Origin of the sequence: Nocardia sp. NPDC060255 (assembly GCF_042727395.1) — a bacterium.
Taxonomy (GTDB): domain Bacteria; phylum Actinomycetota; class Actinomycetes; order Mycobacteriales; family Mycobacteriaceae; genus Nocardia.
The window spans coordinates 193,712-218,887 of the sequence record NZ_JBHXAU010000001.1 but is presented as its reverse complement, the minus strand read 5'-3'; the positions used below and the strand labels follow the sequence as shown (position 1 = coordinate 218,887).

Genomic DNA, 25,176 nt, shown 5'->3' with positions numbered 1-25,176 from the left:
CGACAGGCGGGGCGGAATCGAACCCGCGCTGAACTAGTCGAGGGTCTTTTCGAGGGCTGCGATCCACGGGAGCCAGCGGGGGTCGGGGCCTGCTACGTCGTCCACGAGCATGTTGGTGCAGGTGTAGCCGATGGCGAGGCCGGATGCTGGGTGGGCGAAGGCGATTCGGCCGCCGGTGCCGTTGTGGCCGAAGGATCCGTTGCCGAGCATGGCGTGGGCGGGGCCGGGGATTTCGTAGCCGTTGGCGAAGCGGTGGGTGATGGGGAGGATGTCGAGGGGTGCCGGTCCGCGCAGGTGGTCGGTTTGGGGTTGCTGTGCTTGTGTCACGGTTGCCGGTGTCAGCAGTCGGATGCCGTCGACCTCGCCGATGGTCGCGGCATACATCCGCGCCAGTGCGCGGGCGTTGCCGATCGCGTTGCCCGCCGGGACCTCGGCCGCGTGGCCCTCGCGGGTATTGAGCAGGGCTATTCCGGCCTCTCGGGTTTCCACGGTCGCGAGGAGTGTCCGGATCAATGGCGCGTCGAGGTCTATCCCCATCCTGCCCAGTACCGACGCTATTTGCGCGGGCGTGGGCTGCTCCTGGCGGCTGAACTGCGGAACAACCCGGTGTTCCTCGTTTTCTGGAAGCCCGATCCACAGACTCAACCCGAGCGGTTCCGCGATTTCGGCGGCAAGGAAATCGCCGACGGTCTTGCCGGTGATTCGCCTGATCAGCTCGCCGGCCAGGTATCCCCAGGTGATCGAGTGATAGTAGAACGCGGTTCCCGGCTGCCACAGGGGAGTCATCGACGCGAGGGCGGCGGTGCACATCGACCAGTCCGTCAGCTCTTGGGCGCCGATGCCCGCCGCCGGGTCGAAGCCGGGCAGACCTGCACGGTGTGCCAGCAGATCGGCGACGGTCACCTCGCCTTTGCCGCCTGCCGCGAACTCCGGCCAGTACTCGCGGACCGGAGCCGACAGGTCGAGCTGCCCGCGTTCGACCAGCATGTGCACGCAGGTCGCGGTCACCCCCTTCGACACCGACATCAGCACCGACAGCGATTCCCCATCCCACGGCATACCGGATATCGGGTCCAGCCCCGCCCAGAGATCGACGACGACCCGGCCATGCCGATACACGCACAACTGTGCGGCCCCCTCGTCATCGGCCTGCGCCTGCGCGAACGCGTCACGAACCCCCTCGAACCCACCCTCGACCAATCCGTCCACCACGACACCGCCTCCTCGACCAACTCCGGCGGGGCACGCCAACCCAACGAAACCCCCTCGCCGCCAAGACACTATTCGACAGTCCGAGCCACCGCATTCAGCGCGTACCCCAGCACACCTCAATCACGGTCGGAGACGGCAATATACACGTGAAATGCCTTGTCGGACTCACCAATTCGTCGATGATCCTGGATATTGAATCCCGCCTCTTCGATGAGACCCGCCACCTCCGTCATCGGCCGGTTGAGCAGTCCGTTGCGCCAAGGCGTCGTCGCTATGTACGACGGGTCACCCACCCCGACCACGAGTCGACCGCCCGGCCGCAGGACTCGCGAGACTTCGGCGAGCGACAGTCGTTGCCGCGGCCAGATATAGGTCATCAGTGGGTCGTCCGCGAAGGCCTAGGTGCGCACTTCGACTTCCTGGATCGTGCGACTCACGCTGCGCCCGGTGCGAGCTGAGTCAGCAGCGCGGATTTGATGGGGTCGCGGGTCGTGCACACGAGCGCGAACGCCGCATGCCGCATCAGGCGTTCGGGCGTGGAGCCGATGGCGGTCGCCCGGCTGCCCGCAGCAACGACAGCTGCGGCCGCCGCTTCGACGGCGGCGTGGGCGATGTCGGCCCGGAGGGCGTAGGTCGCTTCGGCGTTACCCAGTGCGGGACCGAATCGGTTTCGCAGAGCGGCGTATTGGGCCTCGTAGGCGGTCACATCGACACCGTGTTCGGCGAGCTCCGGTAGGCAGCCCGCGAGGACGCCGAGCGGGAGCGCGCTGTTGATCCAGTCCGCCAGTCCTTCTCTGCTCGACTTGAATTCGGTGACGGGCGTGCTGCTGATGACCTGGGTTTCCGCGACCACGGTGTGCGCAAACGTGAGTCGTACGGTGTCGCTTGCGTTCGCCGCGATCAGGGAAATCGGCTCGGGTATCAGGCCGTCGGCCTCCTGCAGCGGAATCAGCAGGGTTGTCACAGATTCGTCCGAGCCGTCGCGAACCCGCACCGAGGTGGCCAATCCAATGATGTGGCCCCAACCGGTGACGAACGGTGCGACGCCATCGAGAATGAATCCTTTGTCGGTTCGCTCGGCGAAGAGCGTCGGCGTCGATCGTGCGCCCGCGTAGGACACTCCGCACCGGAAATCCCCGGCGGTCATGGCCGGCAGATACCGATTGCGCAGCGACTCGTTGTCGGTGAAGGCGAGGGAGCGGAGGGCACCGAGGTGCTGTGCCCACACGAACCCGGTGGCCAAACAGCCACTCAGGACCGTAGCGACGGTGTCGATCAGTACATCGGGTGTCATTCCCTCGGAAAGCACGAACCCGTAGAACCCGCGGTGGGCGAGTTCGTCAAGATTCCCGGGCGGAATGTGGCCGGTCCGATCGACCTCGGCGGCGTGTTTGCCGAGAACTTCTTCAACGAGCAACTCCGCTTCGCGTGTCCAGACTCTTGGCATGCAGGCACCCTCCCTTCGACATATCGCTCGCACTCGACGGTAGGCGCAGAGTCGGCCTGTCCAGATGCTATCGGAGCGTCGATGTGGCCGCATTCATCAGCGTTGACCCCTCGGAATTGCAGGCGGACAATAAGTTTGGCCCACGACATCGAAACTGGTGGTCGATAAGAGACGGATAGCCTTCGCATACGCGAGCGGTTCGCCAGGTTGGCGCGAACGACGAGCGGGGCTATTTCATGCAGGATCGATGTATGCCGAGCCGCGACGACCTGCTGATCGAAACACTGGGCCGCGAACCACGAGTCGTCGCGGAGAACGGTCGCGTCCGCGATTTCCGGAAGATCTCCAGCGTGCTGCGTCCGGCCGGGGGGCTGATCGTGACGAGTCCGGTCGGTGGCGTCGTGTGGACGGGTGCACCGGCGTCGCGGCAATGGTGGCGGCGATGGCCGCCGCATTCAGCGCTTACCCAAGGACGCCTCGAGCACGGTGGGAAACGCCAACATTCCCATTAAATACCTTGTCGGACTTACTGATTCGCGGCCTCGACGCTGGTGGCCGGTGATTCGATATCATCCCAGAGATCGTGAGGAACATCGCACATCACCGGCATCGCCGGACTTCGCGTGATGCCGACGGTGTTCGTCACCAGGTGGAGCTGACGTTTGTGATGGTTGGTCAGTGGGGGGATTAGCAGGGTCGGCATTCCGACAGTAGCTGCGGCTCCGTCGCGGGTGAAGCGGTCGCCGACCATGAGGGTGTGTTCGGCAGCAGTGCCGAGTTCCTCGAGCATCAGTTCGAATATGGCGGGGTCAGGTTTCTGGATGCCGCGCTCGCCCGACAGGACGAAGGTGTCGATCGAGGCGAGTAGGCCTGCTTCGGCGAACTCTGGACGGATGTCGAAGTGAATGTTGCTCAAAACGCCGATCTGGCAACCGTTCGCACGGAGGGCGGTGAGTGTGTCTGCCGCATCGGCCGCGAACTTGTTGTGTTTCGGGTCGGAATCCACGGCGAAGAGTGCCTCGGCGAGGCGAGTGTCGAGTCCAGCGTCGCTGAATACCGAGTGGAAGGTTTCTTTGTGGCGTTCGTAGCTGGTGTTGCCGTGCGGCGACTGGAGTCGGTTCGGTTCGCCGGCGGCTTTTCGGATGTCTCGCAGTAGCGTGTTGACGGCCTCGTCGTCGTCGGGGCGGTCTGCCAGACGCAGTGCCTCTCGCGCCCAGCCCTGCGGGGTCAGTTCCGAGACGAGTGTGCCCCGCCAGTCGAAGACGACCGCACGGATGTGATCGGGGCGTGAGGTGGGTGCCGGCACGAGGGTGAACCGTACGGCTAGACCGTGTCGTCTGTCCGAGTGGGTTCGCCGGAGTGTGGGAGTTCCGCGGCGGCCCGGTCCCGCCGTTGGTTGACATACCGGTAAGCGCTGAAGGACAGGATGACCCAGAGCGCGCCGAGGGACCAGCCGCCGAGGACGTCGGTCGGCCAGTGGACGCCGAGGTAGATGCGGGAAAGGCCAACTGCGGCAACGAAGGTGGTGGCGGCGATGGCCGCGATCCAGTGGGTGGCCGGGTGGCGCAGCCGGGGGATCAGCAGGATGGCGAGGATGCCGATCACGGCGATCGAGCCGAGGCTGTGGCCGGACGGGTAGGCGAAGTTGGTTTTGACGACGAGGTGATCGTGGATGGGCGGGCGTGGCCGTCCGATGAGGTTCTTGCCGCCGTCCACCAGCACCCAGGCGCCGAGGCCGGTGACGGCGACCAGCACGGCCTCCCGGCGGTACCCGCGCGCGCCGAAGGCGACGACGGCCAGTACTGCCAGGATGGTCATCGCGACGGTGCCGCCGAGGTTGCTGATTATTTTCGCGAGGGGCGTCAGTGTGCCGTTGCGATGTGCGATGGCCCAGTCCGACACGGGTCCGTCGATCGCGGTGAGCCCGTCTTTCCCGAGCACATTGCTGGTCAATCCGACGACGAAAACGGCCAGAACCGCAGCAACCACGGCGAGTACCGGCACTCGGTTCCGGATCCGCTCGGGTGGGGAATTCGTGGTCACCATCCCACGATCCCATCTCAGCGCTGAGGATTGGCTGAGGAGCGCTCAGAACATGCTGTAGCCGCCATCGATGAGCAGGGTGTCCCCGGTGTGATACGAACTGGCGGGGCTCGCCAGGTACACCGCGACCGCCTCGAAATCGGTCGGCCGCCCCCAGCGCTTCGCGGGGATGCGCGGCTGCACCCGGTCGCGGAACCGGTCCCACGCGAAAACACCGTCGGTCATGGGTGTTTCGATCCACCCGGGCAGTACCGCGTTGGCGCGAATGCCGTGCTTGCCGAGCTCGACCGCGATGGAGTTCATGATCGCGATCAGCCCGGCCTTGCTCGCCGCGTACGACTGCCCACGCGGGACACCTTGGCGGGCAGCGAGACTGGCGGTGCCGACCAGGCTGCCGCCATCGCCCTGCGTCACCATCACCTTCGCGGCCTCGCGCAGCGTGACGAACGCGGCGTCGAGGTTGATCGAGGTGACCCGGCGGAACTCGGCGAGATCGGTATCCAGGAACGGTGCGGCACCGGCAGGCACACCGGCATTGACGAAGCACGAGTCGATCCGGCCGAGCTCGTCGGCCGTCCTGGCGATGGTGTCGATCACCTGCTGCTCGTCCCCGACATCGCAGGACAGCGCGAGCACCCGGCCGCCATAGGCGCGCAGGAGGTCGGCGGCATCGGCATTGCGTTCGGTATTGCGACCGACGATGCACACATCAGCGCCCGCCCTGGCGAGTCCGCGGGCGAAGCCGAGGCCGATGCCGGAATTGCCGCCGGTGATCACGGACACGTGGCCGGTCAGGTCGAACAGCGAAGCCTCGGTCATGCGAACATCCCTTCGGTCGCGGGCCACCGCGCCCGAACGAACGCGAGAATATCGGCCGCGCTGTCTCGCCGCGCGGCGAAGGGCGCCCCGGAGCGGCGCGAGGCCGCCTGCCGCTGTGCGGCTGCCGAGCACGGACGAGCAGGCGCTACGCTGCTCGGCGTGCTGCTTTCCGATCGTGACATCCGTGCGGAGATCGCCGCTGGGCGTCTCGGCGTCGAGCCGCTCCTGGAGAGCCTGATCCAGCCGTCGAGTATCGACGTGCGGTTGGACGGGATGTTCCGGGTGTTCGACAACTCCCGCTACACCCACATCGATCCCGCGCAACGCCAGGACGAGCTGACCAGTCTGGTCGAGCCCGCCGCGGGCGAGCCGTTCGTGCTGCATCCTGGCGAGTTCGTGCTCGGCTCCACCCTCGAGGTGTGCACGCTGCCGGACGATCTGGCCGGCCGGCTGGAGGGCAAGTCGAGCCTCGGCAGGCTCGGCCTGCTGACGCACTCGACCGCGGGTTTCATCGATCCCGGCTTCAGTGGCCACATCACCCTAGAGCTCTCGAACGTGGCCAACCTGCCGATCACCCTGTGGCCGGGCATGAAGATCGGCCAGCTGTGCCTGCTCCGGCTGACCAGTCCGGCCGAGCACCCGTACGGCAGCGCCACCACCGGCTCGAAGTACCAGGGGCAGCGCGGTCCGACGCCGTCGAAGTCCTACCTGAACTTCCCGCTGCCCACCGAGGCGGTGGACGCCGCGAAGTCGCGGTAGCGCTACACGTTGTCGAAAGTGACTGTCACTCGGTCACTTCCGCGACCGGCGCGGACTCCGGCACGGCCACGGTGCGCGCCCGGCGAAAGTAGCGACGCGTCGATCCCGGCACCCACAGCAGCGTGAGCACCACCACCGACAGCGCCCACCCGCCGAGCAGCGCCAGGTGCGCGCCCGCACTGGGAAACATCACCCATACGACGAACCGTCCGAGGAACTGGCCACCGAGAAAGAAGGTGATCAGGATTCGCGCCCAGTTCTTGCCGAGCAGCACCGGCCACACCAGGGCGGCGTAGAGCGGTGCGTGGATGAGATGGAAGACGGTGCCGACGTTCCAGCTGAACGGCGAGAACACCAGGACGAGAACATGGTTGATCGCGTGTATGGCGATGCCGAGGGCGGCAATCCGCACGGTGATCGGTGAAGCGGACATCGTGGACGTTCCTTCGCGGTCGAGGTGCGTGGAACGCTACGTTCGGCCGCCGCCACGGTATTGGACGAATAGGACATGCTCAGCCGAGCAGGCGGCCCGGTGGTGCACCGGCGAAACGCTGGAAATCCCGGATCAGATGCGATTGGTCGTAATAGCCGAAATCGCCGGCGAGACGGCTCATGTCGCACCGGGGTTCGCGCGTCAACGCGGTGAGCGCGGCGGAGAAGCGCAGCAGTGAACCGTAGTCCTTCGGCGGCAGCCCGACCTGTTCGGCGAATCTTCGCCGGAAATGTCTTGCGCTCCAGCCGCTTTCCGCCGCGAGGGTAGCGACGGGCAATATCCCTTTGGACCGCCGCAATTCCCGTACGGCATGCGTGATCGCGCGGTCTTCGTCCAACTCGCCGGATCGCGTGCGGAGATAATCGGCCACCAAGTCGAATCGGTCGGGCCAGGTTGGTGTTTCGGCGAGACGTTCGGCAAGTCGCCGCACCGACCCGCCATGAAATTCGGCGAGTTCGACTGCACCATTGCGTAATTCGTCCATCGGCGCCCCGAGCAACCGGCGCGCGGTCAACGGATCGAGTTGCACCTGAACGCTACGCATCCGCCCGACGTGCCCGGCCGTCCCCGCCCGATCGTGTAAACCGATGACCAGCGCGGTCGGGTCGAGGCTGCGTCCCTCGAAGGTGCCCTCCAGCGCGAACACGATCTTGACCGTGCCGCCCGGAATCTTCCTGCGCCGCACCGGACTCGGCTCCAGCACGTCGAACCCGAAGCAGCGAACCACGTCGAGCCCGGCGAAGGCGGCGGCCGGCGCGGGAACGACCTGGTGCGCGCGCACCTGATACGTCCCACGCAGGTCACTCAGCCGATCACTGCCCATCCCGCAACAGTAAAGGCAGCTCAGCCGGACCGGACCGAGTCGAGATAGGCCCGCACCATGGTGGTGAACGCGGCCAACTGGGCACTGTCCTGTTCGGGCGTCGGGAACGCGGCGTCGGTGCTCGCGCTCGCGTCGAAGTACTGCAGCGCAATCGATCCCACCGTGCGCAAGGCCGCGGGCGGAACCCCGGCCGCGACCGGCAGCGTGACCGCGTATTCCACGATGGCCGCGCGGTATTCGGCGCGAGCGACGGCCATGTGCGCGGCCAACGCCGGATCGGTGCGTGCCGCCACGTTCAGTTCGATCCAGACCGCGTTCGTCGGCACCCGCGCGCTGTCGCGCAGCAGCTCGAGTATCGCGGCGAGGTCGGCTTCGTCCGGCAGTTCGGCGACCGCGGCGATGAACCCGGCGGTCAACCGCCGCCCCGCCTCCACGGCGGCGGCCACGATCAGGTCGAACAGCGTGTCGAATCGGCCGAACAGTCCACCGTGCGACACCCCGGCGCGCTGACAGATCTCCCGCACCGACATGCGGTGATAACCGATCTCGACGATGCACTGAATCGTCGCGTCGATCAACTTGGCCTCGGTGCCGGCCCGGCGTTCGGCCTGCTGGCGCCGCGCTTGCGCGGTCATGTCGCGGGCCATCGAAAGCCCGGTCCGAGTCCGCCCCGTCGACTGCCAAAAAAGGGGCGGACTCGGCCCGGTCCGGCGCCGGACGGCAACGGGAACCGATCGCGGCGCGTGATCAGTCCCCGCCGCCCGCTCCCACCGCCAGCGCCGTCGTGATGATGACGGATAGCGGTGGCAGCGTGTCGCCGCGCCGCGGCGGGGATACCCAGAAGCACCCTTCCCGGGTCCACCGTCCGAGGCCGGTCGGCAACATCACGGCACTGCCGATGGCAGGAATGCCGATATCGAGACGATTGAGCACCTCCAATACCTGCGTTCCCGGCCTGCTGTCCGGCTCGGCCAGAAAGCTCCACCGGATCTGCCTGGCCAGCATGGGCCCCCTGGTCCCTTGCTGATCCAGTGCTGCGCGCACCTTTTCGGCACGAGCGGTAGGCAGGTGGACAACGCAAACGCGGCCGGTGATCGGCAGCATGACGAAGCCGCCACGCTCGGTCACCGGTAGCCCGAACTCGTGCCGATAGAACGCCACCCAATCGTCAACAGTCCTGAGTTTCTCCACATTCACGGCGAACTCCTTGCCTCCGCCCTCAAGGGTCCCGGTCCGGCCCCGGATGCGGTATTGCCCGCACGCCCGCCTTCTGCTGCCTTTCCGCTGCCTCTGTCACCAGCCACCGTTTCGGATTCTTCTGATACCAGGTCTGTTTCGTATATGGCCGAGCTCACAAACCCCTCGTACCCTGGGAAAGAGTTCGTTCGGAAGGGATGACATCGTGGTCCGGCAATGGTCAGGTAAAGAGGCCCGTGCCCTTCGCGATGCCAAGCGCATGAGCATCCGGCAGTTCGCGGCCCACCTCGGGGTACACGAACGCCTGGTGTCGAAGTGGGAGGCCGGCGGCGTCCGGGTCCATCCACGTCCGATCAATCAAGCCGCTCTCGATACCTCCTTGGCCAGGTCGGACGACGTTGTGCGGGCACGGTTTGCGGCGATGATCGATCAGACTGTGGCCGACCGACTGACTGCACCGGAGTTCGATGCGCCCGCCGATACCTCGGCGCGCGCCCAATATTCGAGCGACGCGGACCTTTTGGCTCTCATAGACGCCGGTGCGATGAGAGGCGATGCGTTAGCAGAGATTTCGGAGAGGGATCTGATCATGGCGGCTGCCCATGAGGCCAGCGAGCACGCCGGCCAGGCGGAGAGCACGAATGTGGGTGCGACCACCTTGGAACAGCTCGACGCCGATGTCACCCGCATCGCGAACGACTACGTGCATGTCCCCCCGGTGCCCATGATGGTCGAGATGTTGCGGGTGCGGCGCCGGGTCTATCGGCTGCTGGAGGGGCATCAGCGCCCTGCGGACACCAGTCACCTGTACCTGGTCGCGGGCACGCTGTCCGGTCTGCTCGCCAACGCCAGCACCGACCTCGGTTATTACGACGCGGCGGGTGAGCAGATCAGAGCGGCGTGGGCCTACTCGGAACTGTGTGAGCACAACGGGTTGCGGGCTTGGACTCGGGGCATGCACGCGCTCATCGAATACTGGTCGGAACGGCCGCGGCGCGGGGTGCTGCTGGCGCAGAGCGGCCAGCAGTTCGCGCAGTCGGCGACCGCGAAGGTGCGGCTGCTCAATATCGAGGCACGAATCTGGTCGAAGCTCGGCAGCTCGTCCGACGCCGATCGCTGTATCCGCGCGGCCGACGATGCCCGCGAGGTGTCCGAGACCGACACACTGCACGACGAAGTGGGCGGCGTGTTCGGCTTCAGCGCCGCGAAGGCCCAGTACTACGCGGGCGCAACCTACATCCATCTGGGGCAGGCGGCACCGGCGCTCGCCGCCACGCAACGGGCCATCGAGCTGTACGCGAGTGGCCCGTCCGAGCAACGTTCGTACGGTGCCGAGTCGCTTGCGCGAGTAGATTGCGCGGCCGCGCACCTGATCAACGGCAGTCTGGAGGGTGCGGCCGAAGCACTGAGCCCGGTGCTCGGTCTCGCTGAGGACAAACGCATCGCCCCCCTGGAGGAGCGGCTGACCGGAGTCCGCCGCAGGATTGCGGATCCCGCCTTCCGGGACGTGGTCGAGGCGCGCTTCCTGGACGAGCGAATCGAAGAATTCTGCGGCGCCACCGCCGCGAAAGGGATACCTCCTGGCAACCCCGCTTCCTGAGGTCCTCATCACATCGCCCGATTCCGCAGCGGGCGTGCTCGCATCGGCGCAGTGAAATACGGGCAATTGCTGACAAGCGGGGCTTTATCCTCTTGCGACGGATGGCACGATAGGACGGGTGAGCCCAAGTCATCTACCGCATCGCCCGCCGCGTGTTCTGGAGCAGTCCACGAAGCTGCAGAACGTCGTCTACGAGATTCGTGGACCGGTACACGCGCAGGCAGCACGGCTGGAGGCCGAGGGGCATCGGATCCTCAAGCTCAACATCGGCAACCCGGCCCCGTTCGGGTTCGAGGCCCCCGATGTGATCATGCGCGACATCATCGCGGCGCTGCCGTATGCCCAGGGCTACTCCGAATCCAAGGGCATCCTGTCCGCCCGGCGCGCGATCGTCACCCGCTATGAGCTGGTGCCCGGCTTCCCGGAGCTGGACGTGGACAGCGTCTATCTCGGCAACGGCGTCTCCGAGCTGATCACCATCACCATGCAGGCGCTGCTGGACAACGGCGACGAGGTGCTGATCCCCGCGCCGGACTATCCGCTGTGGACCGCGATGACCAGTTTGGCCGGCGGCACGCCGGTGCACTATCTGTGCGACGAGTCCAGCGGCTGGCAGCCCGACATCGCCGATATCGAATCGAAGATCACCGACAAAACCAAGGCGCTTTTGGTGATCAATCCGAATAATCCGACCGGCGCCGTATATTCTGCGGAAATTCTTCAGCAACTCGCCGATATCGCGCGCAAGCATCAGCTGCTGCTGCTCGCCGACGAGATCTACGACAAGATCCTCTACGACGACGCCAAGCACATTTCGCTGGCCTCGGTTGCGCCAGATCTGCTGTGCCTCACCTTCAATGGGCTGTCCAAGGCGTATCGGGTGGCCGGCTACCGCGCGGGCTGGCTCGCCATCACCGGCCCGAAGGAGCACGCGTCCGGCCTGCTGGAGGGCATCGATCTGCTCGCCTCGTCCAGGCTGTGCCCGAATGTGCCTGCGCAGCACGCGATTCAGGTCGCGCTCGGCGGTCATCAGAGCATCGAGGATCTGATCCTGCCCGGCGGGCGGCTGCTCGAGCAGCGCGATGTCGCGTGGGAGCGGCTGAACATGATTCCCGGCGTGTCCTGTGTGAAGCCGAAGGGCGCGCTGTACGCGTTCCCCCGGCTGGATCCGAATGTCCATGAGATCCATGACGATTCGAAGCTGATCCTGGATCTGCTGCTGCAGGAGAAGATCTTGATGGTGCAGGGCACGGGCTTCAACTGGCCGGCGCATGATCACCTGCGGATCGTCACGCTGCCGTGGGCCAGGGACCTCGCGGTGGCCATCGAGCGGTTCGGCAACTTCCTGTCGAGCTATCGCCAGTAGGTTGCGGCGACTCGGCGGGGCTGCCGAGTCGCCCCGCTTCTAGCTCTTAAACAGACCGAATGTACGGATATATGCGAAGTTTGGAGACTAGCTAGCGCATTAGAAGTACTTTTGTGTACAGTAGGACTCGGCACTTTCGAGTGCCCGGCCGGGTTGCCTACCCCCCTGGGTTAACCCGGTCTCGGGTTCGGCCGCCTACCCCCCTGGGCCGCCGACCTGTGGGCGGCGGAGACATCCCCCTGCTCTCCGCCGCCCCCTCCGAAACCTTCCACCGCGCCGACTCCGGCCCGGCCTTTCCGGTCGCCACGCCGCTTTTGAAAATGAAATCCTTTAAGCTCGGCTGCGGGCAGCCGACTCCGGCTGAACAGCCGTTCCTGCCCGCTGGGAACAACCCAGTGCATACGACGGACAGGGTAGGAGCCCCGCGCAGCCATGACCGAGCACCACCATCACCACGACCACTCCGGTCCGATCGCGATCGGTGCCAACGCCGCCCGCGTCGTCGTCGGGTTGCTCACCGTCATCGGCGCCGTCGTGCTACTCGGCGCGGTCCTGCTATGGCCGAGCAATCAGCACATCGACATTCCGCTGCCGATGCAGAACGCCGGCGGCGGCGCGGTGCAGACCGAGGCGGGCACGGTGGTCATGCAGGACATCGGGCCGTGCGGCAGCACCTCCAACGGCAAGGTGTTCGTGGAGAAGCCGGACGTGCCGCGCAACAGTCCCTACACCTGTCAGCGCAGCCTCGTCGACATCGAGTCCGGGCCGCACAAGGGCAACAAGACGCTGTTCGAAATCCCGCCTGGCCCAGGGCAACCCGATCTGCACGCGGGCGACAAGATCCGGATCGTGCGGCAGGCGGATCCGAGCGGCACCCCGATGTATTCGTTCGAGGATTACTCGCGTGGCATGCCGTTGCTGCTGATCGTCGCGGTGTTCGTCGTGGTGGTCGTGGTGGTGGCGCGCTGGCGCGGGCTGCGCGCACTGCTCGGGCTGGTGTTCGCCTTCGCGGTGCTGGTGATGTTCCTACTGCCCGCGCTGCTGGACGGCAAACCGGCGATCCCGGTCGCGCTGGTCGCGGGTGCGCTGATCCTCTATGCCGTGCTGTATCTCGCGCACGGAGTGAACCTGCGCACGAGCTCCGCGCTGCTCGGCACGCTGACCTCGATGCTGGTCGCGGCGCTGCTGTCCTGGGTCGCCATCAAGATGACGCATCTCACCGGGCTGTCCGAGGAGCAGAACACCAACGTCGCCACCTATATCGAGCACGTCAGTATTACCGGGTTGCTGCTGGCCGGGTTCATCATCGGCTCGCTCGGTGTGCTCAACGACGTCACCATCACGCAGGCGTCGGCCGCGTTCGAGTTGGCGGCGATCGACGAGTCGGCCACTCGGCGTGAGGTTTTCACGGCGGCCATGCGGGTCGGGCGGGACCACATCGCGAGCACGGTGTACACCCTGGTGCTCGCCTATGCCGGTGGCGCGCTGCCGCTGCTGATGTTGTTCAGCGTCGCGGGCCGATCCATTCGCGATGTGCTGACCGGTGATGCGGTGGCCATCGAGATCGCCCGTTCCTCCGTCGGCGGTATCGCGCTCGCGCTGTCGGTGCCGTTGACCACGGCTATCGCGGTGGTGCTCGCCAAACCGTTCGGCCGGCGCGAACACGTCGAGCCGCCGCGTCGAGCCCGGCACGCGCGCAACTGATTCCGCGTGAACGCATACCGCCGATCAGCGCGGCGGAGGCGGTGGGAACGGGAACACCTCGGGCGGGATCGTCGGCACCACGATCGGCGGAAGGCCGGGCACGACAATGGTGTTCGGGCCGGGCGCGGGTGGCGGCGGATCGGTGGTGGTCTGGCGGCGCGGCGGGGGCGCGGCGACCGATTCCGCCGCCGACTCGGTCGGGGTGGCGGGCGCGACCGCGATCTGCGGGGCCAGGTTGGTGGTGCGCGGCGAGGTGGTGGTCGGCGCCGAGGGCGAGCCCTCGCTGTGCGAATCGCGTTGCAGCACCTGCGGGCCGTAGCCGAGGCCGAGACCGATCGCGGCGACCACCGCGAGCGCGCTGACGGTCAGCACCGCGCCGCTGATCTCGCGCTTGCGACGCTTGGGCGGGGCCGACAACCACGCGGGGGACAGCTCGGGGTCGAGGGTCGCGGGCGCGGCCACGGGCTCCGGCAGCACCGGCCGGGCCAGCAGCGCCGCACCGCGGGCGACCACCGTCTCCGGGCTCTCCGGCACGATCACCGGCACCCCCATCCAACGCTCGAGCACCCTGGCCACCAGCGGAATCCGGGCGCAGCCGCCGATGGCGAGCACGCCGTGCACCGGCCGGTCCGAGCGGGTGATCACGTCGCGCGCCATCCGCGCCGACGATTCGACCGCCAGCATGATCAGCGACTCGAAGTTCTCCTGCGCCAGCAACACCAGGCCCTGCTCACTGGGCAGCGCGACCGCGGTGTTCGTGGACAGTTGCTCCTTGGCCTCGCGACACAGTCCGTCCAGCGCGGCCAGACCGGCGGCATCCGGCGGATGCGCGATCCGGCCCGAGGCGATCTGCTGTTCGCGGATCAGCGAGTCGAGATAGTCGCCGCTGATATCGCTGGTGCGCTCGCTGTAGCGGACCTCGCGCGATTGGGTGTCGACCACGCTCACGGTGAGCCCGGAGCTGCCGAGGTCGTAGACGACCAGCGAGGAGATGCCGCGGATATCGCCGGTGGACTGGGCGAACTCGAGCGCGGCGACGACCTCGGGGACGAGTTCGTAGTTGGTGAGCTGCTGGCGCGCCATGGCCGCCCGCACCGCATGCGCGTGCTGCTCGCTGCGGTACGCGATGGCGGTGGCGGTGATGCCTGGCGTGGTCTCCAGCGTGACGCCGATCGCCTCGGCGGCCAGCTCCTCCACCGTCTGCTCGGCAACCGGAATGGTCTGCAGATCGAACGAATGCGCCTCGACATGTCCGTGGGGGTTCGCGGTGTGCGGACGCGCCATACGGACAGCGCCGGCCCCCACCGAAACTCCCAATACCGAACTCATCAGCTGCCCATCTCGTTCACACTTCACGACATGCGAGCCAGCGCGAAGGCCCGCTCCCCGGACCATACCGTCGACGAGCGTCTGTGCATACGGCAGGACTATTCGTCCGGCCGTAGACCCCGCCTTCGCGACGCCACTCTACGGTGTGCCGAGTCCCGCGTACACCCATCCGGCCGCTCGCCAGTTGGCACGATTGAGACAATTCCTCCCGTCGATGATCGACTTTGTCCGAACTACCCGATTCAGATCCTCCGGGCGCAGCGCCGTGAACTCGTCCCATTCGGTGAGCACCAACACAACGTCGGCTCGCTCACACGCCTCCGCCACCGAGGTCGCGTAGTTCAGCGTCGGGAACACCCGGCGTGAATTCTCCAGCGCCTTAGGGTCATACACCGTCACCACCGCGCCGTGCAGTTGGATCATTCCGGCGACATTCAGCGCGGGCGAATCGCGGACATCGTCGGATTCCGGTTTGAACGCCGCGCCGAGCACCGCGACATTCGCGCCGAGCAGCGAACCGCCGCAGGCGCGCGCCGCCATGTCCACCACCTTGGTGCGGCGGCGCATGTTGATGTTGTCGACCTCGCGCAGGAATGCCACCGCGTGGTCGGCGCCGAGTTCGCCGGAGCGCGCCATGAACGCCCGAATATCCTTCGGCAGGCAACCGCCGCCGAAACCCAGTCCGGCATTGAGGAATCGGCGGCCGATGCGCGCGTCGTAGCCGAGCGCGTCGGCCAGCATGGTGACATCGGCGCCGGTCGCCTCGCAGACTTCCGATACCGCGTTGATAAACGAAATCTTAGTTGCCAGAAAGGCATTCGCCGACACTTTGACCAATTCGGCGGTGGCCAAATCGGTCAGCAGGAACGGCACCTCGTCGGCGATCAGGTCCGCGTAGATCTCGCGCACCAGGTCCTCGACCCAGCCCGCGGCGGCGCGAGCCCGATCCACCCCCAGCACAAGACGATCCGGGCGCAGCGTGTCCTTCACCGCGAAGCCCTCGCGCAGGAACTCCGGGTTCCAGGCCACCTCGACGTCGGTCGAGGTCAGCTCGCGGGCCCTGACACCGAGCGCCGCGGCCGTGCCGACCGGCACCGTCGACTTGCCGATGATCACCGACGGACGCTCCAGCATCGGCGCCAGCGTGTCGACCACGGCGTGCACGTACTTCAGGTCGGCGGCGTACTCGCCCTTTTTCTGCGGCGTGCCGACGCCGAGGAAATGCACGTCGGCGTGGGCGGCCGCCTCAGCGTAGGAGGTGGTGAATCGCAGCCTGCCGGTGTCGAGGTTGCGCCGCAGCACGTCCTCGAGACCCGGTTCGTAGAACGGCACCACACCATCGGACAGCTTCGCGACCTTGCCCGGGTCGACATCCACCCCGATGACGTCATGCCCGAGCTCGGCCATGCACGCTGCGTGCGTGGCCCCGAGGTACCCGGTTCCGAAGACTGTGCATCGCATGATCGATTGATAAGCCCTGCCGGTGGCCGCACCACGTCACCGAGGCAAGGGTCACGGCAACGGTAGGTGTACATGTGGCGACATATATCGGGCTGGACACCCTGACCTGCGATGACGCCGCTAGCATCGATCGGATGCGACGCCGCCGATGGGCCTGGACCGGGCTGATCCTCGCCGTTGTCGCCGCCGTGATCGTGACCGCCCTGTGGCCCGTCTACGTGCGTCCGCGCACCGACACCCCGGCCCCCGCCGACGCCATCCTCGTGCTCGGCGGAGCCCACGACGGCCGCGAACAACTAGCCCTCCGCCTCGCCCACGAGGGCCTGGCCCCGCGCGTCCTCGTCTCCAACCCCTACGAGCACAGCGCCATGATCAACCGAATCTGCCACGGCGGCTACAGCTTCGAGGTCGTGTGCTTCGACCCCTCGCCCCGCACCACCCGAGGCGAAGGCCGCGAACTCGCCCGCCTAGCCACCGCCAACGGCTGGCACCGCGTCATCGTCGTCACCTTCACCCCGCACATCTCCCGAGCCCGCTACATCCTCGAAAAGTGCTGGCCCGGTGAACTTCTCTTCGCCGACCCCGAGCCCCGTCTATCCGTAGCCCGCTGGACCTACGACTATGTCTATCAATCCGCGGGCTACCTCAAGGCCGCCTTCGAGGGCTGCTAGCCGCGCCCTCGGTTTACCTCAACGGCGCTTTCCGACAAGTGCTGGCAGCTGACATCAGTTTTGGTACAGTGCGAGGGACATGACTTGGGTCTGTCTCGCTTCGGGCGCCTGTCGGATGCGATGCAATGGTGCGCACCCTCTGGGAGGGCTGATGGATTACGACTGGTCAGCGGTGGATTCGGCGTTTCGGGATGAGGTGCGGGAGTTTCTCGAGGCGAAGCTGACGCCGGAGTTGCGGCGGGCGGGGCGGCTGGCGACGAGTGTGTATCCGGACCACGCGGCGAGCATGGCCTGGCAGCGGATTCTGCACGAGCGGGGGTGGGCGGCGCCTGCCTGGCCGGTGGAGTTCGGCGGGTGTGAGTGGAGTTTGACGCAGCACTACATCTTCAATCGGGAGTCGACGTTGGCGGGGGCGCCCGCGTTGTCGCCGATGGGGATCAAGATGGTGGCGCACGCGATCATCGCGTATGGGACGGCGGAGCAGCAGGCGTTCTATCTGCCGGGGATTCTGACCGGGGAAGTTTTCTTCTGCCAAGGGTATTCGGAGCCAGAGGCGGGGTCCGACCTGGCGTCGCTGACGATGGCGGCAGTCGAGGACGGCGACGACCTGGTATGTACCGGCAGCAAGATCTGGACAACCCATGCGACCGAGGCGAATTGGATCTTCTGCCTGGTGCGCACCTCGCGATCCGGGAAGAAGCAGCAGGGCATCACGTTCCTGCTGATCGATATGCGCACGCCGGGCATCGAAATTCGGCCGTTGGTGATGACCTCGGGTGAGCAGGTGCAGAACCAGGTCTTCTTCGACAACGTCCGGGTGCCGAAGAGCAACGTGCTCGGGCAGATCGACGACGGGTGGACCGTCGCGAAATACCTGCTCGTGCACGAGCGCGGCGGGTCGATGGCGCCGTACCTGCAGGCGATGGCGCAGGAGATCGCCGTCGAGGCGGCGCAACAGCCTGGGCCGGACGGCAATTCGCTGATCGACGATCCGGCGTTCGCGGCGCGGCTGGCCGAGGCGCGGATTCGCACCGAGGTGCTCGAAATCTTGGAGTACCGCACGATTTCGGCGATGGCGCGGGGACACAACCCGGGACCGGCCGCCTCGATGCTGAAAATTCTGGCAACCGAACTGAGTCAGAAACTGACCGAACTGGCGTTGACGGCCGCCGGTCCGCGCGGCCGCGTGTATCAGCCGCACGCCACGAAACCGGGCGGGCCGATCGCGGAATTCACGCCGCCGGCCGACGATTACCGCAGCGGTGCGGCGTGGCAAGCCGTCGCGCCGTTGCGCTACTTCAACGACCGCGCGGGATCGATCTACGCGGGCAGCAACGAGATTCAGCGAAACATCCTCGCCAAAGCAGCATTGGGGCTCTGATGGACTTCACCCTGACCGACGAGCAGGAACTGCTCCGCACCGCGATCGCCGGATTCCTCGGCGCCCGATACGAACTGGCGAAGAGCCGCACCGCGGCGAAGGTCGGCGCCGGGTGGCAGCCCGCGGTGTGGCGCGGATTCGCCGACGAACTCGGCATTCTGGGCGCGACCCTGCCCGAACGGGTCGACGGAATGGGCGGCGGCCCGGTCGAATTGATGGTGATCGCCGAGGAACTCGGGCGGGCGCTGGTGGTCGAGCCGTTCGTGGACACCGTTGTCATCGGCGCCGGACTGTTGAACCGGTCCGGTGGTGAGCGCGCGGATGCGCTGTTGCGGCAGATCGTCTCCGGCGACGTGCGCACCGCATTCGCCGCACTGGAGCCGACTTCGGGCCAGACGCTGCACGATGTGTCGACTACCGCCCGGCGCGACGGTGATTCGTGGCGCATCGACGGTACGAAGACCGTGGTGACCAGTGCGCCGCTGGCGACCCACCTGCTGATCACCGCACGCACCGCGGGCGGTCGCCGCGACGAACACGGTATCTCGTTGTTCTGCACCGACTTCGACGCGGACCACCCGCCCACCGGCGTCGAGGTGCATTCTTATCGGACCATCGATGACCGCGTCGCGAGTGACATCACCTTCACCGGCTTCGTCCTGCCCGCCGACGCATTGCTCGGTGTCGACGGAACCGCCTGGGTCGCTATCGAACCCACCGTGGACGAAGCGATCGCGGCCATCGCCGCCGAGGCCGTCGGCTGCATGCGCAAGGTGCTCGCCGACACCCTGGACTACGTCAAGCAGCGCAAGCAATTCGGCCAGCCCATCGGCAGTTTCCAAGTCCTGCAACACCGCATGGTCGACATGTACATGGAACTCGAACAAGCCATCGCCGCGGTCTACCTGGCCATCTACTCCCTGAAAGCCGACACCCCGGCCCGGGCCCGCGCGGTCTCCGCCGCCAAGGTCACCGTCACCCGCGCCGCCCGCTTCATCGGCCAGAACGCCGTCCAACTACACGGCGCCATGGGCATGACCGAAGAACTGGCCATCGGCCACTACTTCAAGCGGCTCACCGCCATCGACCAAGAATTCGGCACCGCCGACCAGCACCTCGCCCGCTACGCCGCCCTGACCCGGCCTTAGACCGGCAACCCTCCCGGACCTCGACGCGGGGTGGAGGTCCGGGATGCGGTGTGGCTCAGATCTTTTGCCATAACGCGGGGGTGTTCGGCGGTTCCCAGCCGGAAATCGCGGTGTGCGATTGGAGGCAGATGTAGCGGAGGCCGTCGTAGCTGACCTCGTTGCCTGCCTCGTAGCTGGTGCCCGCGGCCCATGGGCGGGAGGCGGGTGGGGTGGTCGTGGGTGGCGTTGTGGTGGTCGGTGGCGCCGTTGTTGTCGTGGGTGGGGTGGTCGTCGTGGTGGGAGTGGGGGTTGTCGTGGGCGGGGTGCCGCCGATGTTCAGGTCTACGCAGGAGTAGAAGGCGTTGGCGGTGTCGGCGATGTTCCAGATGGCCAGGAGTTTCTGGCGGCCGGTGATATTGCCGAAATTCACGGTGTGCGTGACGGTTTGGCCGGGCTGCTGGTTATTGCCGGGGACCACGCCGACGCGCGTGTTGCCGATGTAATACTCCCAATTGGAGGTGCTGTGCCGGGCGGTGTTCGTCCAGGTGAAGGTGGCGGACTGGCCGACGGTGGATACTTTCCACGGCTTGCTGTCGTCGTTGAGGTCGGCGAATTGGGAAAGATTGCCGTTGCAGGTGCGCAGGCCCTTCGGTCCCTCGACGCTTTGCGGCTCGTACTTGATCGGGCCGCAGGACACGGTGCCTGCCGCGCATTGGGCCTGCCTGCTCGGCGGCGACGAAACGTAACCGTGTGCGTTCGCCAGACCGGCCGGGAACAAGACCGCCAGGAAAGGTGCGACTCCTATTGCTGTCCCGAGTACCGTCAGCTTTCGTTTGTTGATCATTGCGCTCCTAATAGCCTGAGCAGCAGGGGCCGGCATACTGATCAGTAATCAAACGTCATGGCAGAGGGAACATTTCGAGCTCTTAATGTGCCGAAAACGATAGGGCGCTGACTGGAGCCGAGCAAGGCGCCGAGGTATCCGTACGGCGGGCGTTTCGCGCCTCGCGGCTATTCATGACCGGGATCGACAGTGGCGTAAGGGAACTGGTGGGTATTGCGCTATATGCAAGGCATTCCCCAGTGCCTCCCCACTCGCCCGCCGAGATTTCGCTGAATGCCGAAAGTATGTTGGCGCCCAGCGGAATCCGCTAGCGCGTCAACGGAATGATCGAATTGTGCCGCGACCCGATCATGATCGGTAATCGGGCCATCGAGAGCGGTGGTCGCTGGATCAATTCGATCGAGGTGCCGGAAATCGACTCGACCCGGATCCATCGTGCGGATCCGGGTCGAGTCTGGATAACTATGTAGTTGTGGCGATCAGCCCTTGCGGCCGGGAGCCTTCGCGCCGGACTTGAAGCCGAGACCGCCCGGCTTGGCTGCCGGGGGAGTCGCTTCGGCGGCACCGTTGCCGTTCGTGGGCTGATCTGGCTCCGAAACCGACTCTGCCGCAGTCGAGTCCGCTGCCGAAGTGGGCTCTGCCGAGGTGGCATCCGCGACGGGTTCCTCGGCCGGCGAGGGCTCAGCCGGAGCCGCCGGTGCGGAGCCGCCCGGTGCCTTCGCCCCGGGACGCTTGAACCCGGACTTCATGGCCAACCCCTTGGCCGGAATCGACGGCTTGGTTTCGGTGGGTTCCGAAACCGTTTCGGCGGCCGCGGTTTCGGGGGTAGCGCTGCTCTCGGCGGGAGCCGCCGGGGCCTTTGCGCCGGGCGCTTTGGCACCGGGCGCCTTGGCCGCACCCTTCATCCCCAAACCCTTGACCGGCTTGGGTGCCGGTGCCTCGGCCGCAGGAGCGGACTCGGGAGCGGTCTCAGCGGCCGGGGCCGGAGTCGCCTTGGCGCCGGGTGCCTTGGCGGCCCCCTTCATCCCGAGCCCACCTGGCTTCTTGCCGGGGCCCTTCATGGCGAGGCCCTTGACCGGTGCGGCCGGTGCCTCGGGAGTCGAGTCGCCTTCGGCCGCAGGGGCTTCGGTATCGGCCTTGGCGCCGGGTGCCTTGGCGGCCCCCTTCATCCCGAGCCCACCTGGCTTCTTCGCCGGGCCCTTCATAGCCAGGCCCTTGACCGGCGCGGCCGGTGCCTCGGAAGCTGATTCGGCCTCGGCCGCAGGCGATTCGGACGGCGCGGTCCCGGGCGCCTTCGCGGCGCCCTTCATGCCGAGCCCGCCCGGCTTCTTCGCCGGACCCTTCATCGCGAGCCCACCACCGGTGGGTGCCGCCTTGGCCGCGGGTGCGGCCGTCTCCGGTTCGGGCTCCGGCTCGGAAACCTCTTCGACCACCGGCGCTTTCGGCTGCTGGATGACAACCAGGTTCTCGGTGAGCTTCGCCGCGTCCACCCGATCGATGGCATCGAGCATCAGCTGCGCGACATCGACGACCTCGACCCCTTCACCCTCGCCCTTCTCTTGACGGGCGGTGACACCGTCGTTGAGCATGACGCGGCAGAACGGGCAGCCGGTCGCGATCTTGCCGGGCGTGGCGCCCGGGTTCGCCGCGAGCGTGTTCAGCCCCTCGTCGACCCGGTCGACATTGATGCGCTTGCCCAGCTGCTCTTCCATCCACATGCGCGCGCCACCGGCACCACAGCACATGGAACGTTCGCCGTGCCGCGGCATTTCGATCAGCGTGGAGCCGGAGGCTTCCATCAGTTCACGCGGCGCGTTGTAGACCTTGTTGTGCCTGCCCAGGTAGCAGGGGTCGTGGTAGGTGACGTTCTGCGACACCGAGGCGACCGGGATCAGCTGCTTCTGGCGCACCAGGCGGTTGAGCAGCTGCGTGTGGTGCACCACCTCGTAGTTGCCGCCCACCTGCGGGTACTCGTTGTTGAGCGCGTTGAAGCAGTGCGCACAGGTGACGACGATCTTCTTCTTCTTCTTCTCCTCGACCCCCTCGAACACCGAGTTCAGCGTCTCGATGTTCTGCGCGGCGAGCTGCTGGAACAGGAACTCGTTGCCCGCGCGCCGGGCCGAGTCGCCGGTGCAGGTCTCCTCGGCGCCGAGCACCATGAACTTCACGCCCGCGGTGGCGAGCAGCTCGGCGACCGCCTTGGTGGTCTTCTTCGCACGGTCCTCGTAGGCACCGGCGCAGCCGACCCAGAACAGGTAGTCGTAGCCGTCGAAGCTGTCGGCATCCTGCCCGAACACCGGAACGGTGAACTCGACCTCGTTGATCCAGTTGAGCCGGTCCTTGGAGTTCTGGCCCCACGGGTTGCCCTTGTTCTCCAGGTTCTTGAACAGGCCTGCGAGCTCGGACGGGAACTCCGATTCGATGAGCACCTGGTAGCGGCGCATGTCGATGATGTGGTCGACGTGCTCGATGTCGACCGGGCACTGCTCCACGCACGCACCACAGGTGGTGCACGACCACAGCACCTCGGGATCGATGATGCCGCTGACGTCGGCACCGCCGACCAGCGGACGCTCCGCCTCGGCCTTGGCCGCGTCCGAGATCTTCGCCAGCGCGGCTTCGTTGGGCTTGCCCTCGGCGTCTACCAGGCCGATCTCGTCGCCGCCCATGTCTTTCCGGCCGCCGGCCAGCAGATAGGGCGCCTTGGCGTTGCCGTGGTCGCGCAGCGACATGATCAGCAGCTTGGGCGACAACGGCTTTCCGGTGTTCCAGGCCGGGCACTGCGACTGGCACCGGCCGCACTCGGTGCAGGTGGTGAAGTCGAGCCAGCCCTTCCAGGAGAAGTCCTCGATCCGCCCGGCGCCGAAGGTGTCGTTGTCCGGGTCGGCGGTCTCCATGTCGACCGGCTTGCCCTTGGACATCATCGGCTTGGCCGCGCCGAGCGCGACGCCGCCGTCGTCTTCGCGCTTGAAGTAGATGTTGAAGAACGCGGAGAACCGGTGCCAGGCCACGCCCCAGGTGATGTTGCGGCCGACCAGGTAGAGGAAGGCCATGCCGGACATCAGCTTCACGAACGCGAACAGCGCGACCATGGTGGTGCTCGCGGGCAGCAGCTTGGCCACCTGCATGGTGAAGAAGTCGGTGTAGGGGTCGGAATGTCCGTAGGCGGCGATCTTGCCCGCCTTCACGAAGATCATGCCGAGGCCCTCGATCAGCACGATGAGCTCGATCACGTACGCGGGCGCGAACTTCGAGCCGCTGAACCGGGACAGCCGCTCGGGCAGCCGCGGGTGGTTCAGCTGCCGGATGATGATCAGCGTGCCGATGCCGACCACGGTGCCGATGCCGAGGATCTCGTCCCACAGGTGGTAGATCGGCCAGGCGCCGATGATCGGCCAGTGGAAGGACGGGTCGAAGGTCTGACCGTAGGCCTCGAACCACAGGATGGCGCCGCCCATGAAGCCGATCATCACGAGCCAGTGCGCCCAGCCGACGGTGCGGAATTTGGCCATCCGCGTGTGCGCGAGGAACTCGATGACCATCTGCTTGAAACGCGGGAAGAACGGTCGCCAGCGATCCGGTGCGGGCTGTCCGACCATGATGGCGCGGACGATGCTGCGGACGCCGCCGAAGAACGACGCCCAACACAGGAGGCTGAGCGTCGCCCCAATCGTGCCCAGCGTCACTGTCAGGGCATTCATGTCGCGACCTTTCTCTAGAGGCAACACGAGCGGGGGCGGTTCGGGACCGCCCCGATTGGCTCGTATCCTAACCGGCAGTAAGTTACCCACCGGTAACTTATGCTATCCGTCGTACCATTTACAGCTGGGCTATGCCCCCTCTTACTGGGGCTTGACTCAAATTAAGTCTGTGATGAACGTCACACGAGGGTTGCCAATCCAGGCGCGTCTTCAGGTGATCACCACCGTAAACGTCGAGGCATCCGGCCTAATCGGTAAGGACAGGCTTAGTCTGCAAGGCCCGTAATGGATCTCGCTTATGGCTCGTCGGTGGATTACGCTCACGACGTTCTGTCTGCTGTGCCTGTCTTCACACTGCTCGGGGAGGATCCGGGGCGACCGCCCGGATTTGATGAAGAGCGCTCTCGCGTGCGGGGATCGGCGGGCAGGCGACCTGATGATGGATTGGAAACTGAATGAACCTCCGCAGAACCACCGCGGGTGCCGCGTTGGTCATCGGCGCGATGACCATCGGTCTCGGGACCGCGCATGCCGAGCCTGTCGCCGCACCGGCCGACCCCGGCATCAACTACTCCGTCAAGCTGGTCGACAAGACGGTAGTCGCGTCGCTCAAGGGGGGCACCTTCTCGGTCACCGAGAAGGACGGAGCTACCGCCACTGATCCGAAGATCTCCGTCGCCAACGTCCGGGACGGCCAGGGCAACACCCTCGTCTCGTTCCCGCTCGACGTGGACGTCGACGGCAAGCTCGTTCCGGTCAAGACCGAGGTGAAGAAGGACGGCGCCGTTCTCGAGGTGACCCCGCAGAAGCCTGCGGACCTGGTCGTCACGGACAAGCCGGTCATCGCCAAGCCGACGGTCGCGCAGGACATCGCGTCGCCGATCGAGAACCAGCGCGCGCAGAACGAATTCGCGAGCAACTTCGGCATCGCGACCGCGATCGGTGGCTTCGTCGGCACGGCCATCGGTGCCACCATCGGTTGCATCCTGACCATCCCCGCGTTCTGCTTCCCCGGCCTGGTGGCCGGTGCGGGCATCGGCGGCATCCTCGGCACCATCGTGGTCGGCGGCCCGACCCTGATCGCCGCGGGCCTGGAGCTGCTCAACACCTTCCAGGCTGCGGACGGCACCACCAAGTGGGCCGACAAGCCGCTCCCGGCCAAGTAGGAAACGCTCTCTGACAACTGGCCCGCCTCTCGT

Annotated in this window: 22 protein-coding genes; 8 read left to right on the top strand and 14 right to left on the bottom strand. The window is 66.4% G+C overall.

The genetic code is table 11. The features are described 5' to 3' along the window. Positions 1 to 33 precede the first annotated feature (33 nt). The 6 genes from ACFWF1_RS01005 to ACFWF1_RS00980 all read right to left on the bottom strand — a co-directional run bounded on the left by ACFWF1_RS01005 (position 34) and on the right by ACFWF1_RS00980 (position 5,521). Entirely contained in the window at positions 34 to 1,212 is a 1,179-nt protein-coding gene (locus ACFWF1_RS01005; RefSeq protein ID WP_379284128.1) for a serine hydrolase domain-containing protein, read from the bottom strand. A 116-nt stretch (positions 1,213 to 1,328) separates the two neighbouring features. Then, on the bottom strand, positions 1,329 to 1,589 hold the full coding sequence (locus ACFWF1_RS01000; RefSeq protein WP_379284129.1) for a hypothetical protein: 261 nt from the start codon (positions 1,587 to 1,589) through the stop codon (positions 1,329 to 1,331). 56 nt (positions 1,590 to 1,645) lie between these two features. Beyond that, positions 1,646 to 2,659 (bottom strand): acyl-CoA dehydrogenase, encoded by a 1,014-nt coding sequence (locus ACFWF1_RS00995; RefSeq protein ID WP_379284130.1) that lies wholly within the window; start codon positions 2,657 to 2,659, stop codon positions 1,646 to 1,648. Between the two features lie 526 nt (positions 2,660 to 3,185). Further along, a complete protein-coding gene (locus ACFWF1_RS00990; protein ID WP_379284131.1) occupies positions 3,186 to 3,965 on the bottom strand; it encodes an HAD family hydrolase in 780 nt (259 codons plus the stop codon). A 17-nt stretch (positions 3,966 to 3,982) separates the two neighbouring features. Then, positions 3,983 to 4,702, bottom strand: a complete 720-nt coding sequence (locus ACFWF1_RS00985) for a phosphatase PAP2 family protein (RefSeq protein WP_379284132.1) — start codon at positions 4,700 to 4,702, stop codon at positions 3,983 to 3,985. A 45-nt stretch (positions 4,703 to 4,747) separates the two neighbouring features. Continuing rightward, positions 4,748 to 5,521, bottom strand: a complete 774-nt coding sequence (locus ACFWF1_RS00980) for an SDR family NAD(P)-dependent oxidoreductase (RefSeq protein WP_379284133.1) — start codon at positions 5,519 to 5,521, stop codon at positions 4,748 to 4,750. Between the two features lie 159 nt (positions 5,522 to 5,680). On the opposite strand from ACFWF1_RS00980, the gene dcd reads away from it, so the two are divergent. Further along, entirely contained in the window at positions 5,681 to 6,280 is a 600-nt protein-coding gene (dcd, locus tag ACFWF1_RS00975; protein WP_379284134.1) for a dCTP deaminase, read from the top strand. A gap of 25 nt (positions 6,281 to 6,305) precedes the next feature. Here the strand turns inward: dcd and ACFWF1_RS00970 are convergent, their stop codons facing one another. The 4 genes from ACFWF1_RS00970 to ACFWF1_RS00955 form a co-directional block, all read right to left on the bottom strand. Continuing rightward, positions 6,306 to 6,713: a hypothetical protein gene (locus ACFWF1_RS00970; protein ID WP_379284136.1), complete on the bottom strand. Its 408-nt coding sequence runs from the start codon at positions 6,711 to 6,713 to the stop codon at positions 6,306 to 6,308. Between the two features lie 79 nt (positions 6,714 to 6,792). Then, positions 6,793 to 7,596 carry a helix-turn-helix domain-containing protein gene (locus ACFWF1_RS00965; protein WP_379284137.1) on the bottom strand — a complete coding sequence of 268 codons (804 nt, stop codon included), beginning with the start codon at positions 7,594 to 7,596 and terminating at the stop codon, positions 6,793 to 6,795. Positions 7,597 to 7,616: 20 nt separating this feature from the next. After that, the gene (locus tag ACFWF1_RS00960) at positions 7,617 to 8,231 is read right to left on the bottom strand and encodes a TetR/AcrR family transcriptional regulator (RefSeq protein ID WP_379284138.1); all 615 of its coding nucleotides are present in this window, start codon (positions 8,229 to 8,231) and stop codon (positions 7,617 to 7,619) included. 112 nt (positions 8,232 to 8,343) lie between these two features. Next, complete coding sequence (locus tag ACFWF1_RS00955) at positions 8,344 to 8,793, bottom strand: hypothetical protein (protein WP_357384834.1); 450 nt, start codon at positions 8,791 to 8,793, stop codon at positions 8,344 to 8,346. Positions 8,794 to 9,052: 259 nt separating this feature from the next. Here ACFWF1_RS00955 and ACFWF1_RS00950 point away from each other — a divergent pair, with 259 nt between their 5' ends. From ACFWF1_RS00950 to ACFWF1_RS00940, 3 genes are all read left to right on the top strand, one after another. After that, a complete protein-coding gene (locus tag ACFWF1_RS00950) occupies positions 9,053 to 10,393 on the top strand; it encodes a helix-turn-helix domain-containing protein (protein ID WP_379284139.1) in 1,341 nt (446 codons plus the stop codon). Positions 10,394 to 10,502: 109 nt separating this feature from the next. Then, the gene (locus tag ACFWF1_RS00945; RefSeq protein ID WP_379284457.1) at positions 10,503 to 11,759 is read left to right on the top strand and encodes a pyridoxal phosphate-dependent aminotransferase; all 1,257 of its coding nucleotides are present in this window, start codon (positions 10,503 to 10,505) and stop codon (positions 11,757 to 11,759) included. A 432-nt stretch (positions 11,760 to 12,191) separates the two neighbouring features. Next, positions 12,192 to 13,463 (top strand): YibE/F family protein, encoded by a 1,272-nt coding sequence (locus ACFWF1_RS00940; protein WP_379284140.1) that lies wholly within the window; start codon positions 12,192 to 12,194, stop codon positions 13,461 to 13,463. A gap of 24 nt (positions 13,464 to 13,487) precedes the next feature. Here the strand turns inward: ACFWF1_RS00940 and ACFWF1_RS00935 are convergent, their stop codons facing one another. Beyond that, positions 13,488 to 14,792 carry an Hsp70 family protein gene (locus ACFWF1_RS00935; RefSeq protein WP_379284141.1) on the bottom strand — a complete coding sequence of 435 codons (1,305 nt, stop codon included), beginning with the start codon at positions 14,790 to 14,792 and terminating at the stop codon, positions 13,488 to 13,490. Positions 14,793 to 14,930: 138 nt separating this feature from the next. Then, a complete protein-coding gene (locus ACFWF1_RS00930; protein ID WP_379284143.1) occupies positions 14,931 to 16,253 on the bottom strand; it encodes a UDP-glucose dehydrogenase family protein in 1,323 nt (440 codons plus the stop codon). Positions 16,254 to 16,327: 74 nt separating this feature from the next. Between ACFWF1_RS00930 and ACFWF1_RS00925 the strand changes: the two genes are divergently transcribed. From ACFWF1_RS00925 to ACFWF1_RS00915, 3 genes are all read left to right on the top strand, one after another. Beyond that, positions 16,328 to 16,924, top strand: coding sequence for a YdcF family protein (locus ACFWF1_RS00925; protein ID WP_379284144.1), 597 nt, complete (start codon positions 16,328 to 16,330; stop codon positions 16,922 to 16,924). Between the two features lie 151 nt (positions 16,925 to 17,075). Then, positions 17,076 to 18,305: an acyl-CoA dehydrogenase family protein gene (locus ACFWF1_RS00920; RefSeq protein WP_379284145.1), complete on the top strand. Its 1,230-nt coding sequence runs from the start codon at positions 17,076 to 17,078 to the stop codon at positions 18,303 to 18,305. After that, positions 18,305 to 19,453: an acyl-CoA dehydrogenase family protein gene (locus ACFWF1_RS00915; protein ID WP_379284147.1), complete on the top strand. Its 1,149-nt coding sequence runs from the start codon at positions 18,305 to 18,307 to the stop codon at positions 19,451 to 19,453. Before ACFWF1_RS00920 ends, ACFWF1_RS00915 begins: the two co-directional genes overlap by 1 nt. A 55-nt stretch (positions 19,454 to 19,508) precedes the next feature. Here the strand turns inward: ACFWF1_RS00915 and ACFWF1_RS00910 are convergent, their stop codons facing one another. After that, the gene (locus tag ACFWF1_RS00910) at positions 19,509 to 20,276 is read right to left on the bottom strand and encodes a lytic polysaccharide monooxygenase (protein ID WP_379284149.1); all 768 of its coding nucleotides are present in this window, start codon (positions 20,274 to 20,276) and stop codon (positions 19,509 to 19,511) included. A 479-nt stretch (positions 20,277 to 20,755) separates the two neighbouring features. Beyond that, complete coding sequence (locus ACFWF1_RS00905; RefSeq protein WP_379284150.1) at positions 20,756 to 23,977, bottom strand: (Fe-S)-binding protein; 3,222 nt, start codon at positions 23,975 to 23,977, stop codon at positions 20,756 to 20,758. A 455-nt stretch (positions 23,978 to 24,432) separates the two neighbouring features. Here ACFWF1_RS00905 and ACFWF1_RS00900 point away from each other — a divergent pair, with 455 nt between their 5' ends. After that, positions 24,433 to 25,143, top strand: a complete 711-nt coding sequence (locus ACFWF1_RS00900; protein ID WP_379284151.1) for a hypothetical protein — start codon at positions 24,433 to 24,435, stop codon at positions 25,141 to 25,143. Positions 25,144 to 25,176 lie beyond the last annotated feature (33 nt).

Excerpts from the sequence above, each read along its gene's own strand:
- ACFWF1_RS01000 (WP_379284129.1), bottom strand. The coding sequence starts at position 1,589 with ATGACCTATATCTGGCCGCGGCAACGACTGTCGCTCGCCGAAGTCTCG.
- ACFWF1_RS00995 (WP_379284130.1), bottom strand. The coding sequence starts at position 2,659 with ATGCCAAGAGTCTGGACACGCGAAGCGGAGTTGCTCGTTGAAGAAGTT.
- ACFWF1_RS00980 (WP_379284133.1), bottom strand. The coding sequence starts at position 5,521 with ATGACCGAGGCTTCGCTGTTCGACCTGACCGGCCACGTGTCCGTGATC.
- ACFWF1_RS00970 (WP_379284136.1), bottom strand. The coding sequence starts at position 6,713 with ATGTCCGCTTCACCGATCACCGTGCGGATTGCCGCCCTCGGCATCGCC.
- ACFWF1_RS00965 (WP_379284137.1), bottom strand. The coding sequence starts at position 7,596 with ATGGGCAGTGATCGGCTGAGTGACCTGCGTGGGACGTATCAGGTGCGC.
- ACFWF1_RS00960 (WP_379284138.1), bottom strand. The coding sequence starts at position 8,231 with ATGACCGCGCAAGCGCGGCGCCAGCAGGCCGAACGCCGGGCCGGCACC.
- ACFWF1_RS00950 (WP_379284139.1), top strand. The coding sequence starts at position 9,053 with ATGAGCATCCGGCAGTTCGCGGCCCACCTCGGGGTACACGAACGCCTG.
- ACFWF1_RS00940 (WP_379284140.1), top strand. The coding sequence starts at position 12,192 with ATGACCGAGCACCACCATCACCACGACCACTCCGGTCCGATCGCGATC.
- ACFWF1_RS00935 (WP_379284141.1), bottom strand. The coding sequence starts at position 14,792 with ATGAGTTCGGTATTGGGAGTTTCGGTGGGGGCCGGCGCTGTCCGTATG.
- ACFWF1_RS00930 (WP_379284143.1), bottom strand. The coding sequence starts at position 16,253 with ATGCGATGCACAGTCTTCGGAACCGGGTACCTCGGGGCCACGCACGCA.
- ACFWF1_RS00920 (WP_379284145.1), top strand. The coding sequence starts at position 17,076 with ATGGATTACGACTGGTCAGCGGTGGATTCGGCGTTTCGGGATGAGGTG.
- ACFWF1_RS00915 (WP_379284147.1), top strand. The coding sequence starts at position 18,305 with ATGGACTTCACCCTGACCGACGAGCAGGAACTGCTCCGCACCGCGATC.
- ACFWF1_RS00910 (WP_379284149.1), bottom strand. The coding sequence starts at position 20,276 with ATGATCAACAAACGAAAGCTGACGGTACTCGGGACAGCAATAGGAGTC.
- ACFWF1_RS00905 (WP_379284150.1), bottom strand. The coding sequence starts at position 23,977 with ATGAATGCCCTGACAGTGACGCTGGGCACGATTGGGGCGACGCTCAGC.
- ACFWF1_RS00900 (WP_379284151.1), top strand. The coding sequence starts at position 24,433 with ATGAACCTCCGCAGAACCACCGCGGGTGCCGCGTTGGTCATCGGCGCG.